Raw genomic sequence first — 11,272 nt, forward strand, 5'->3', positions numbered from 1 at the left:
GGGGCACCGCCGGGTCATAATGAGAACGATGGTGGAATACACCTACCTCGTTCTTCGACTGCCGCGCGGCACCACTCGTGACACCGCCCGGCAGATCCTCACCGAGCACGCCGAACACGGCGGCTGGGAGCTCGACCGGCTGCGCCTCTACTCCGACGGTAGCCGCAGGATCCGACTGCGCCGCAAGATCATTCGCCAGGTGCGCACCTTCTAGCCGTCCGACCTGCCCGCGTTTCCGCAGGCCAGGCGGTCCGTTTTCCGGTGCCGCGCCCTTTGAGTCCCTCTGCGCACTCCGTCCGGAGCGTAGCACTAAGTACGAATCCTTTGACGCCCGGTAATCATAATCGCGTCCGCCCCCGTTCATCGCGTCTCCCGCGTCCACTCCGTCGCGCGCCACGCCCTCCGGCGCGTCCCGCTCCTCGGCGGCGTCCCTCGGCCGCGCTCCCCGGCCACGTCCCCCGGTCGCCCCCTCGGTGAGGTCCCCTACCCGGACGAGTCTCTCCGCGGACCGCGACGACAAAACCGCCCGTGTGAGACCTCACTCCCCATTCCGGGAGAACAACCCCGCCCTGCGGCAAGCCCATCCAGGCGAGGACAGCACGGTCGGAGAAGGGATGTTTCTTGAACAGGGCTTTGCCCGCCCCAGACCGCGCCTCCGGGACGGGCAAAGCGTCTGCGAGGTCCGGAGGCGGGCCGCTCGTCCGAGGGTGAGACCTCGGGAGGCGGCCCGTCCGGACGCGGTCGGGGACGGGAGCCGGAGCCCCCGTCCCCAACCGGTCAGGCCCGCCTGAAGAGGCGGACGCGGCGGCCCAGGGCCAGCGCGCCGGACAGCGCCGTCAGCACCGCGGCGGCGCCCAGGACCCAGGTGGAGTCCGAGTGCGTCCCGCTGGTGGCGGACTCCTCGGCGGCCGTCTTCCGGACGTGCGTCAGGTCCGTGACCTGGCCGAGGGCGCTGGACCGGGTGAGGTCCCCGACCTGGGGAAGGTCCTTGACCGGGGCCTTGTCCGTCACACCGCCGACCTGCGGGGTGTTGAGCTCGCCGGACAGGGGCAGCGCGCCCGCGCCGGGCAGCTTGACGCCGGTCAGCCGGGACACGGCGTCACCCGACACGTGGGTGCTGCGCTGGCCGGCCGGGACGGGCAGGCCCGGCAGCGCCACCGGGGCGGTGGGCAGGCCGTGGGTCAGCGCGCCGACCTGCGGGACCGCCGATCCGGACGGGGCGAACGGCATCCGCGAGGCGCCCAGCGGCAGGCGAACCGGCAGCTGACCGGGCAGCTGGCCAGGCTGGACGGGCAGCTGCGACAGGCCCGGAACGGACGGGACCGGGCCGCCCACGGCGCGGGTGCGCGACAGCGGAGTGCCGAGCGAGGCCGGGGCGGCGGGCACCTGCGACAGCCCCGGAAGCGACGTCAGGCTGGACGCGCCCGGAACGGCCGGCGCCCCCGCGGGCACCGGCAGGGCCTTCCGGAGCCCGGACGCCAGCGGCAGGCCGGAGACGACCGGCAGACCCGACTTCTTCGGCAGACCGGACTGGGCCTGCAGGCCGGGCTTGGCCGTCGGCTGCCCGGCCCCCAGCGGAAGGCTCGACACCAGCGGCAGGCTGGAGACCAGCGGCAGTCCGGACGGGGACGGAAGGCTCGAGACGATCGGCAGACCCGACTTGGCCGGGAGCGCGGACGCCAGCGGCAGACCCGACCGGGACCGAAGCCCGGACGCGCCCGGCAGCCCAGGACGGACGCCGGCCCCGGAGCCGGGACGGAGTCCGGACACGAGCGGCAGGCCGGACAGGTCACCCGCGACCGGAAGCTTCGGCAGGGCGGGCAGCGCCGAACCCGGGTTGATCGGCAGCGGACCGGCGCCGAGACCCGACCCGGGGCCGGTGCGCGGCAGAGCGGACTGCTGCGCCGCCATCGGCACGGGGGTGGGACGCCGCGCGTCGGTGTTCTCCCGGACGTACGGGGCGTGGCCGCCGTGGTGGCCGCACCCGCAGCCCGGCCTCGGGTGGTGTCCCACGCCGGGGCCGCCGTGCTGGTGTCCCACGACGGCGCCGCCGTGGCATCCGGCGTTCGCCTCGCCCAGGACGGCCACGGCGTTGCCGCAGACGCTCACGGGCGCGGAGATCGGCAGGTTGACCTGGTCACCCGCGAGCACGCCGCCCTCGCCGGACGTGTGCTGGCCGCCGCCGGAGCTGCTGCGCACGTAGGCGCCGCCCGCGCAGTGCGCGCCCGCCTCGCCGAGCACGCCGACCGCGTTCCCGCAGACGCTCACCGGCGCGGAGATCGGCATGTTGACCTGGTTCCCGCCGAGGACGCTGCCGTCGCCGTCGGTCCACTGCCCGCCGGATCCGTGGCCGCCGTTCCGGACGGACGCCCCGCCCTCGCAGGCCGCGACCGCGTTGCCGACGCTGTTGCCGCAGACGTCGATCGGGAGGCTGATCGGGGCGTCCACCTGGTTGCCGCCGCCGACGCCGCCGTCGCCGGACGTCCGCTGCCCGGCGCCGGTGCGGCCGCCGTTCTTGACGACCGCGCCGCCGTGGCATCCGGCCAGGGCCTCGCCGAGCACGGCCGCCGCGTTGCCGCAGGCGTCGATCGGCGCGGACACCGGCGCGTGGACCTGGTTGCCCGCGAGGACGCCGCCGTCGCCGCTGGTCCTCTGCCCGCCCGCGCCGCTGTTGAGGACGGACGCGCCGCCCATGCAACCCGCCTCGGCCTTGCCGAGGATCGCGATCGCGTTGCCGCACGCGTCCACGGGGACGGAGATCGGCGCGTTCACCTGGTTGCCGGACCCGACGCCGCCGTCGCCGGACGTGCTCTGGCCGCCGCCGTCCCAGCCGTGGCCGGGGTGCCCGCCGCCGTCCCAGCCGTGGCCGGGGCGCTCGCCGCCGCCCCTCCTGTCGTGACCGCCCTTGTCTCCGCCCTTGCCGCCCTGCCCGCCACCGGCCTCGTGGTGCCTGCCGCCAGAGTGCCCGTGCGGGTGGCCGTGGGGGTGGCCGTGGGGGTGCGGGTGGACGACGGGGTGGGGGTGGCCGTGGAGGTGGCCCTCCGGTCCGTTGTGGACGATCGCGCCGCCGTCGCAGCCCGCGTTCGCCGCGCCGAGGACCGCCACGGCGTTGCCGCAGGCGTCGACGGGCGCGGAGACCGGCGCGTTGATCTGGTTGCCGCCGAGCACGCTGCCGGTGCCGTCGGTGGTGTCGGCCAGCGCCGCGGTCGGGATGACGCTGACGCCCAGTGCCACAAAGCTCGCGGTGAGAGCGGCGGCACGAGCGGTACCCATGGCCCACGTTCGCATGATGCTCCGTTTCGGGGGATCTTCGTTGGTGAAGGTCGGACTGCTTGCCGCGGTGCGCTGCGCCGCTTTCGCCGGCGTCGCGCCTACCGCGTTTCCCCGCGGAACCGTCCGCCCCGTCCGCCGGCCCGTGTGTTCGGTCCGCGGGTTCGGACCGGTGGGACGGAGCGTCCGCGGCCGCTGGGAGGGCAGGCGTGCGGAACGCTCGTCCGGCCGGACGATCGGTGTCGGTCTCGCTGGGGATCTGTCGAGATCGGCGGCGTTCGGGCAGGCTCACGCCCGCGCCGGGAACGCGTCGCTCGATCGGGGGGTGACGTGCCGCGCGCGGCGGCCACGTCCCGGCGCGACCCGAGCCGCTCGGGCCGGGCGCCGGAGATCAGTGATCAGTCAGGGGCGAACGAGGGCTCGTCCGCCGCGCCGCGAACGGCCGGCGGCACCTCGTTCAGGGCCTGGACGAGCACCGCGCCGGGACGACGAGGCGTCCAGGAGCGGCGAAGGAGCGCCCCGCCGAACCCGCCGAACAGGACGGGCCCGGTCGCGGGGGCCGAAGCCCCTGCGGCCTGCGCGGGAGCGGGGGCTGGAACCGGTGCGACCGGCGCGTGCGAGCCGTGCCAGACCGTCCGCGAAGCGCTTCGGCGGACGTGGACGATCTTGATGCCCGTGCCGTTCGCCGCGCTTCGCCGTGTGATCGTTCGCACGGCGGCGCGAGGTCCGGACGAAGCCGTCCGGCCGGGACGTTCGGTGGGCGTGACGACGATCTCGCCATTCGCCCCCGGACGGCCGCCAAGCGCCGTCCGCCCGGGGTTGCTCCGCGCGGGCGGCAAGGACGGACGAGGCGCCGGCGTGATGTTCAGCACTGGGTGGCCTGGCAGCGGAACGACCGTCCCGCCGCGAGACACGGCGGCGAGCGCTCCAGGGACCGAAGCCCGGCCCTTGAGCACCGCCGAAGCGCCCTGGACGATCCCGCCGGACGCGCGCAACAGCCCGGCGGTGCTCGCCGGAACGACCGACGCGCCCTGCGGGGACGCGGACGCGGTGTCGGCGAAGGCCTGGGCGGCCCCGCCGATCAGCCAGCCCGTGATGATGAGCCCGGCCAGCAGGAGGAGCCGGTGGACCGCCCGGTCGACGACGACCCGACGCAGAACGGCGGTGACCGCCGATGTCCGCGCCGCGCTGTGGTCCACGAGCTCCTCCTGCCAGGGTCACCCCGCCCGGACACGACTGCCGGACGACGCAAAGAGCGGGTCAAGTCGCTCTCTACGAATGGTGACCGTAGCACCACGGAGCGCACGGACGCCGCCCATTCCGCGCTCTTCCGTTGAAATTCTCAGGAGCGATCAAGGAAGTCGTCGAGAACGCGCACGCCGAAGCGCAGCCCGTCCACCGGAACGCGCTCGTCGACGCCATGGAACATTCCGGAAAAGTCCAATTCCGGGGGAAGTCGGAGCGGCGCGAAGCCGAAGCAGCGCATGCCGAGGCGGGCGAACGCCTTGGCGTCCGTCCCGCCGCTCAGGCAGTACGGGACGGGCAGCGCACCCGGGTCCTCCGAGGTCAGGGCCGCTTCCATGGCCGCGACCAGGGCACCGTCGTACTCGGTCTCGACGGCATGGTCGTGATGCACGAATTCGCGGCGGACGTCCGGTCCGAGCAATTCGTCCACGATCGCGAAGAAATCGTCCTCGTAACCGGGAAGGAAGCGTCCGTCCACCTGCGCGGTCGCGCTCTGCGGAATGACATTCGTCTTATATCCGGCATCCAGCCGGGTGGGATTGAGCGTGTGCCGCAGCGTCGCGCCGATCATCCGCGCCAGCGGCCCGATCTCCGCGAGGCACCGCTCGGGGTTCTCCGGGTCGAACTCCACCCCGTACGCCAGGCACGCCCGCTCCAGGAACGCCCGGACGGTCTTGGTGAGCCGGATCGGGAAGTCGTGCCGTCCGAGCCGTCCGACGGCCTCCGCCACGGCCGTCACCGCGTTGTCCGGATGCACCATCGACCCGTGGCCGGCCGTCCCCTCGGCGGTCAGCGTCATCCACGCGATGCCCTTCTCCGCCGTCTCGATCAGGTACATCCGCTTGTCGCCCGGCACGGTCAGGCTGAACCCGCCGACCTCCCCGACGGCCTCACTGCACCCCGCGAACAGCTCCGGATGCTCCTTGACGAGCCACTGCGCGCCCCACGTCCCGCCGGCCTCCTCGTCCGCGAGGAAGGCCAGCACCACGTCCCGCGGAGGCCGCCGCCCCTCCCGCAGCCGCTGCCGGACGACGGCGAGCATCATCGCGTCCATGTCCTTCATGTCCACGGCCCCGCGGCCCCAGACGCACCCGTCGGCGATCTCCCCACCGAACGGGTCGTGCGTCCAGTCCTCCGCCCGCGCCGGGACGACGTCCAGATGCCCGTGCAGCAGCAGGGCGTCCCGCGTGGGGTCCTCGCCCTCGATCCGCGCCACGACGCTCGCCCGTCCGGGATGCGACTCGAACACCTGCGGCCGCAGCCCGACCTCCTCGAGCTGCCCGACGACGTACTCCGCCGCCTCCCGCTCCCCCGGCCCGGAGTGATCACCCGGGTTGCTGGTGTCGATCCGGATCAACTCCTGGCAGATCCGTACGACCTCGTCCTCGGCACCCGGCTGACCCACGACAACCACCCTCATCCGTCCTCGCGCCTACCCGACCATGGTGCCCCGACGATCGACTTCGCCGCGACTCCCGACCTTTGGTACAGTGAAGCCCGCCGCTGCAGCCACGAGCTGCGGCGCCACACCAGTCCGGGTGGCGGAATAGGCAGACGCGCTAGCTTGAGGTGCTAGTGCCCTTTACGGGGCATGGGGGTTCAAGTCCCCCCTCGGACACGTACCACTGACCCACGGTCGGTGGTGGTTGATGTCGAAAGGTCCGTGTTGAGAGTGATCTCAACACGGACCTTTCTGCGTTCCGGGTGGCGGTGGGGTCTTGTTGCGCGGCCAGATCACCGGGGTCGGCTTCTCGGTGCCGTGACCTGCATGCGGCCGGGACTCGGTGTGCTGGGCGAACCGGGGAATGGGGCACCGGTGCTGGGCTGGAAAAGGAGTGGCTGCCGGGTGGTCGTGATGCGACGATCAGGCCGCACCTTGATCCACATTCTTGTTCCGGAGGTCCGTTTGGACATCGCCTCGCTGCTGCCGATGACCACGTCCCGGTTGTCGCTGCGTCTGTTCACCCCCGGCGACGCCGATGACCTGTACGCCTACCAGAGCCTGCCGAGCGTGGCACGCTACTTGTACCGGCCGGCGCACACGCGCGAGCGCAGCGAGCAGGTCGCCGCCGAGCGCGCGGGGCAGACGGCCTGGAGCGCCGACGGGGACGGGGTCTCGCTTGCCGTCTGCCGGCGCGATGAGCCCGGCGTCCTTGGCGAGGTGAGTCTCAAACTGGCCGATGCCCGCGCCGCCCAGGCCGAGATCGGCTGGACCATCGCCCCGGGTCACCAGGGCCACGGCTATGCGACCGAGGCGGCCGCGGCGCTGGCCCGGCTCGCCTTCGACACGCTGGGCGTGCACCGGCTCTACGCACGGCTGGATGTGGAGAACACCGGGTCCGTGCGGGTCTGTGAACGCCTCGGGATGCGCCGGGAGGCGCACCTGGTCGAGAACGACCTCGACGGGGATCGCTGGGGCAGCGAGTACATCTACGCCGCGCTGTCTGCGGATCTTGGCGGTCGCTCAGGCGGTTGAGCCCGACGCCGCCTCCCCTAAAGAGGGCTGGCCCCCGAGCCACTGACCGCCGAGTCGCATGATCGGCGGCTCCAGGCGATGTGACGCCTGGGTGGCTGGGGGCCACGCTCGGCCGGACCTAGACGACGCCCCCGTTGACGCGGATGTTCTGGCCGGTCACCCAGCTGGCCTGGGAGGACGCCAGGAAGGTGATCATGTTGACGATCTCGTCGGGCCGTCCGATGCGTCCCATGGCGGTCATCTTCTCCAGGCTCGCGATGAACTCCGCGGGCCGGGTGCGGAACTCCGGGGTGTCGGTGGGTCCAGGGGAGACCACGTTGACGGTGATGCCGCGGTGCCCGATCTCCCGGGAGAAGACCCGCGAGAACTGCTCCAACGCCCCCTTCGCTCCGTCGTAGAGGCCGTAGCGCGGGAAGAACAGCCCGGTCGTGTGGGAGGAGATGTTGATGATGCGGCCGCCGTCGCGCATCTGCTCCGCGGCGCGTTGCATGAGGAAGAAGGGCGCCCGCGCGTTGACGCCGAAGCTGGCGTCGAACTCCTCCTCGGTCACCTCGGCCATGGGCTTGAGGACGGGCAGGACGGCGTTGTTCACCAGGATGTCCAGCCCGCCGAAGTGCTTGGTCGCCGCGTCGATGAGCGCGTCGCGCTGCTCGGCGTCGGCGATGTCGGCCGCCATCGCCACCGCCTGGCCGCCCGCGTCGATGATGCTGCGGACGAGTTCGTCGGCCTGGTCCTGCTGGTGGGGCAGATGGTTGACGACGACGTGTGCGCCCTCGGCCGCCAGCCGGGCTGCGATGGCCGCCCCGAGGCCGGTGGCGGCTCCGGTGACGATCGCGACCTTCTCCGCGATGCCGTCGATGGTGGTGCTCATGGTCCTGTCTTTCCTAGGTTCGGTCAGCGATGTCGTGGCCGCTGACGGCTCTTGTTCCGGTTGCGTGTTCTGCTGCGTTGGTCTTGGAGCCGGCTTCAGGCGGCCAGCGGCGGTGTGGCGGGGAGCGGGATGCCGGTCAGCTCTTCGCTGAGCGCCAGCAGGCGGGCCCGGGCCTGCTCGTCGTAGGCCTGCTGCTGGGCTCGGGCGGGACGGGCCCGGTTGAAGTAGGTCCCGGTGACCTCGGCGAGGGCCGGGTCGCGGACCAGGCGGGCGGTGTTGTCCACTCCTTCCTCGACGGTGCTCTGCACCGCGAACAGCCCCTTGACGATCTTGGTGGGCATGTAGGAGGCGGGGTGCAGGGCGTTGACGGTGACGCCGTGCCCGCGCAGCAGATCGGCGTGCTCGAAGGTGAGCATGATCTGCGCGAGTTTGGCCTGGCAGTAGGCCTGCACGCCGTCCCAGTGGCGCTCCAGCATCACGTCGTGGAAGTCCAGTGGCGCTTGCCCGGCGGAGCTGACGTTGACCACCCGCCCTTGGGGGGATCGGGCCAGCAGGGGGGTGAGCATGGAGCTGAGCGCGTAGGTGGCCAGGTAGTCGACCTGGAAGGTCAGTTCCAACCCGTCCGCGCTGCGCTGCGGGGCGAGTTCGACGCCGATGCCGGCGTTGTTGACCAGGACGTCCAGCCGGTCGCGGGCGGCCACCCGCTCGCCCAGCGCCCGGATCTGGTCCAGCTCGGCGAAGTCGGCGGTCTCGAACGTGAGCCGCTCATTGCCGGTCTGGTCGCGCAGCTCTGCCAGCAGCTCCTGCCCCTTGGCGGGGTTGCGGCCGTGCAGGATCAGCGTCGCCCCCTCGGCGGCGAGCCGGTGGGCCAGGGCGCGGCCGAGCCCGTCGGTGGCTCCGGTGATCAGAATCGTCTGCTCACGCGACGACACGGTGTCGGAAGTGGACACGGCTCTTTCCTTTCCTCAAGTAGGACGCGGGCGGGTCGGAACTGGATGGGTCAGACGATGGGACGGCCGCTGGCGGTGGTGTCGGGGACGTCCTCGCGCAGGTCCCAGTGCTCGGCGATCTTTCCGTCGGCGATGCGGAACACGTCCACCACCGCGATGCCCTGGTGGCCGGGCTGCGCCGTGAACAGGCTGTGGGTGAACACCAGGTCGCCCTCACCCGCCAGGCGGCGGATCTCGAAGCGAGCCTCCGGGAGCTGGCCACGCATCCCGTCGATGAGGTCGACCAGGGGCTTGCGGCCGTCGGGCAGGTTCGGGTTGTGCTGGATCAGGTCCTCGGCGAGGAAGCGGTCGGCAAGGTCGGTGCGGCCCTGGTTCCAGACCTGCTCGATGTAGTCGCGGATGAGCTGAGACATTTTCGTTCTCCTGATTTCTTGTGTTCTTGTGTTCTTGTGTCGGTCAGTGGTGGGTCGCGGCGGAGGCGCCGACGGGAGCCTTCGCCGAGGTCTCGATGCGGGTTGCCGCGGGGGTTCGGGCAGTGGTGTCGAGCACCTGCGCCCGGTTGGTCGATCGGGTGGAGAGCATGTGGGCTCCGACCGCCAGGGCCAGCGGCACCAGCGGCAGCGCCGACAGTCCGCGGGCGCCGAGGACGGGCAGGAGGCCACTGCCGAGCAGGCTGCCCAGGCTCATGCCCAGGTACAGCGCCGAGGCGTTGAGCGCCAGCAGGACCCCGCGCTGTTCGGGCAGCAGCTCCACCAGGCGGGTCTGCTGCGGCGCCATGAACACGGTGTTGAAGAAGGCCCAGAAGGCGAACACCCCGACGCCGACCAGCAGTGCTCCCGGCACGGCCGTCAGTGCGGCGAAGGTGACGATGAGCCCGGCCAGCGCGGCGCCGATGGTCCGCGCCCCGCCCAGCCGTGTGTACAAGCGCGGGCCGACGGCGTTGCCGACCATCCCCACCGCGCCGAACACCAGCAGCGTCAGCGACACCATTCCGGTGCCGGCGCCGAACCGGGACGCCAGGTACGCTCCGGCAACCCCGTACACGGTGAACTGCGCGGTCAGCACCAGCAGCGTGGTCGAGATGATCGGCACGACGCCGGGGGTGCGCGCCATCCGGGCGAACCCGCGCACGGTCGGTGCGGGGCCCGCCTCCACCGAAGGCAGCAACCCGGCCAGCAAAGCCATCACCGCACCGGTCAGGATCGCCACGACGGCCAGCGTCCAGCGCCACCCGATCGCCGTACCCGCCGCCGAGGCCAGCGGTACCCCCAGAACGGTGGCGGCGGTCATCCCGCCGAACACCACCGCCAGCGCACGCGGTCGCTGCTCGGCCGGGACGACCATCGAGCCGGTGGCCGAGGCGACCGGTCCGAAGATCGCCGCGCCCAGTCCGGCGACCACCCGGGCGGCGACCAGGGTCGCGAAGGTCGGGGCCAGCGCGCTGCCGACGCCCCCGGCCAGCATCAGGGTCAGGCCGATCAGCAGGACCCGCTTGCGGTCCATCCGTCCGAGCGCGACCGCGGTCAGCGGCGCGGCCAGTGCGAACACCAGCGAGAAGACGGTGACCAGGGTCCCGACGGTGGCGGGACGGACCCGCAGGTCCGCGGCGATCGGGGCGCTCAGCCCGACGACGGCCAGCGACGCGGTCCCCAGGGCGAAGTACCCCAGTGCCAACGTCACCAGTGCCGGGCTTGAAGAACGGGTTCTCACCACACACCCCTTTCGTTACGGTGCGGTGCGTATTGGAATTAAAATACGGGACGGTCCGTATGTCAACTAGTCTCGGGCACATGACAGGACGACCCCGCGACCCAGCCGTCGACGAAGCCATCCGTCAAGCCACCCTCGACCTGGTCGCCGACCAGGGCTATCGGGGGGTGAGCATGGAGGGGATCGCCGCCCGCAGCGGCGTGTCCAAACAGGCCGTCTACCGCCGCTACGCCAGCAAGGGCGAGGTGATCCTCGACGCCCTGGTCACCTACGCCCGCACCCGCCTGCCCACCCCCGACACCGGCGACCTGCGCGAGGACCTGCTGACCCTGCTGGAGGAGACCTTCGCCGCCCAACGCGGCGTCCCCGGCGCGCTCAACCAGGCCCTGGCCGCCGAGTCCCTCCAGGACCCGGACTTCGCCCGCCGCGTCACCGACACCCTCATCCAGGCCCGCCGCGCCGCCGTCGGCGAGATCCTCGACCGCGCCCGAAGCCGCGGCCAGGTCACCTACCCGGACAACGACGTCCTCATCGACCTGGTCTTCGGACCGATGTGGTACGCGCTGGTCTTCGACGCCACCAAGCTCACCGACGCCTACGCCACCGAACTGTCCATCGCCGTCACCACCCTGGCCACGAGCCCGCTGCCCTAGGGCCTAGGCCGTGTCCGATGGATCATGTGTTGATCCAGAGCAGGGCGGTGACCAGGACAATCGCTGCCCGGTAGTTGCGGGCGAGTTTGTCGTAGCG

10 protein-coding genes and 1 tRNA gene are annotated in these 11,272 nt (G+C 72.1%); 4 read left to right on the top strand and 7 right to left on the bottom strand.

Annotated elements, in window-relative coordinates; genetic code table 11:
* Positions 1-28: 28 nt before the first annotated feature.
* Positions 29-214: a DUF5703 family protein gene (locus AB0L06_RS06400; RefSeq protein WP_500229850.1), complete on the top strand. Its 186-nt coding sequence runs from the start codon at positions 29-31 to the stop codon at positions 212-214.
* Positions 215-777: 563 nt separating this feature from the next.
* Here the strand turns inward: AB0L06_RS06400 and AB0L06_RS06405 are convergent.
* The 3 genes from AB0L06_RS06405 to AB0L06_RS06415 form a co-directional block, all read right to left on the bottom strand.
* On the bottom strand, positions 778-3,273 hold the full coding sequence (locus AB0L06_RS06405; protein ID WP_500229851.1) for a chaplin family protein: 2,496 nt from the start codon (positions 3,271-3,273) through the stop codon (positions 778-780).
* A gap of 395 nt (positions 3,274-3,668) precedes the next feature.
* Positions 3,669-4,469, bottom strand: a complete 801-nt coding sequence (locus AB0L06_RS06410; RefSeq protein WP_500229852.1) for a hypothetical protein — start codon at positions 4,467-4,469, stop codon at positions 3,669-3,671.
* Between the two features lie 143 nt (positions 4,470-4,612).
* Positions 4,613-5,920 carry a M20/M25/M40 family metallo-hydrolase gene (locus AB0L06_RS06415; protein ID WP_500229853.1) on the bottom strand — a complete coding sequence of 436 codons (1,308 nt, stop codon included), beginning with the start codon at positions 5,918-5,920 and terminating at the stop codon, positions 4,613-4,615.
* Between the two features lie 127 nt (positions 5,921-6,047).
* On the opposite strand from AB0L06_RS06415, the gene AB0L06_RS06420 reads away from it, so the two are divergent.
* Both AB0L06_RS06420 and AB0L06_RS06425 read left to right on the top strand, forming a co-directional pair.
* Positions 6,048-6,133 (top strand) — tRNA-Leu (locus tag AB0L06_RS06420).
* Positions 6,134-6,370: 237 nt separating this feature from the next.
* A complete protein-coding gene (locus AB0L06_RS06425) occupies positions 6,371-6,991 on the top strand; it encodes a GNAT family N-acetyltransferase (RefSeq protein ID WP_500229886.1) in 621 nt (206 codons plus the stop codon).
* Between the two features lie 118 nt (positions 6,992-7,109).
* Here the strand turns inward: AB0L06_RS06425 and AB0L06_RS06430 are convergent, their stop codons facing one another.
* The 4 genes from AB0L06_RS06430 to AB0L06_RS06445 all read right to left on the bottom strand — a co-directional run bounded on the left by AB0L06_RS06430 (position 7,110) and on the right by AB0L06_RS06445 (position 10,522).
* Entirely contained in the window at positions 7,110-7,862 is a 753-nt protein-coding gene (locus AB0L06_RS06430) for an SDR family oxidoreductase (protein WP_500229854.1), read from the bottom strand.
* Between the two features lie 95 nt (positions 7,863-7,957).
* Entirely contained in the window at positions 7,958-8,812 is an 855-nt protein-coding gene (locus AB0L06_RS06435; RefSeq protein ID WP_500229855.1) for an SDR family NAD(P)-dependent oxidoreductase, read from the bottom strand.
* Positions 8,813-8,862: 50 nt separating this feature from the next.
* Positions 8,863-9,225 (bottom strand): nuclear transport factor 2 family protein, encoded by a 363-nt coding sequence (locus AB0L06_RS06440; protein ID WP_500229856.1) that lies wholly within the window; start codon positions 9,223-9,225, stop codon positions 8,863-8,865.
* 43 nt (positions 9,226-9,268) lie between these two features.
* On the bottom strand, positions 9,269-10,522 hold the full coding sequence (locus AB0L06_RS06445; RefSeq protein ID WP_500229857.1) for an MFS transporter: 1,254 nt from the start codon (positions 10,520-10,522) through the stop codon (positions 9,269-9,271).
* Positions 10,523-10,602: 80 nt separating this feature from the next.
* Here AB0L06_RS06445 and AB0L06_RS06450 point away from each other — a divergent pair, with 80 nt between their 5' ends.
* The gene (locus tag AB0L06_RS06450; protein WP_500229858.1) at positions 10,603-11,175 is read left to right on the top strand and encodes a TetR/AcrR family transcriptional regulator; all 573 of its coding nucleotides are present in this window, start codon (positions 10,603-10,605) and stop codon (positions 11,173-11,175) included.
* Positions 11,176-11,272: the final 97 nt, after the last annotated feature.

This window comes from Spirillospora sp. NPDC052269, assembly GCF_040679435.1.
In the GTDB taxonomy this organism is placed as follows: domain Bacteria; phylum Actinomycetota; class Actinomycetes; order Streptosporangiales; family Streptosporangiaceae; genus Spirillospora.

Coding starts and splice junctions, on each gene's coding strand:
- AB0L06_RS06425 (WP_500229886.1), top strand. CDS start 6,371: ATGCGACGATCAGGCCGCACCTTGATCCACATTCTTGTTCCGGAGGTC.
- AB0L06_RS06440 (WP_500229856.1), bottom strand. CDS start 9,225: ATGTCTCAGCTCATCCGCGACTACATCGAGCAGGTCTGGAACCAGGGC.
- AB0L06_RS06450 (WP_500229858.1), top strand. CDS start 10,603: ATGACAGGACGACCCCGCGACCCAGCCGTCGACGAAGCCATCCGTCAA.
- AB0L06_RS06430 (WP_500229854.1), bottom strand. CDS start 7,862: ATGAGCACCACCATCGACGGCATCGCGGAGAAGGTCGCGATCGTCACC.
- AB0L06_RS06400 (WP_500229850.1), top strand. CDS start 29: ATGGTGGAATACACCTACCTCGTTCTTCGACTGCCGCGCGGCACCACT.
- AB0L06_RS06405 (WP_500229851.1), bottom strand. CDS start 3,273: ATGGGTACCGCTCGTGCCGCCGCTCTCACCGCGAGCTTTGTGGCACTG.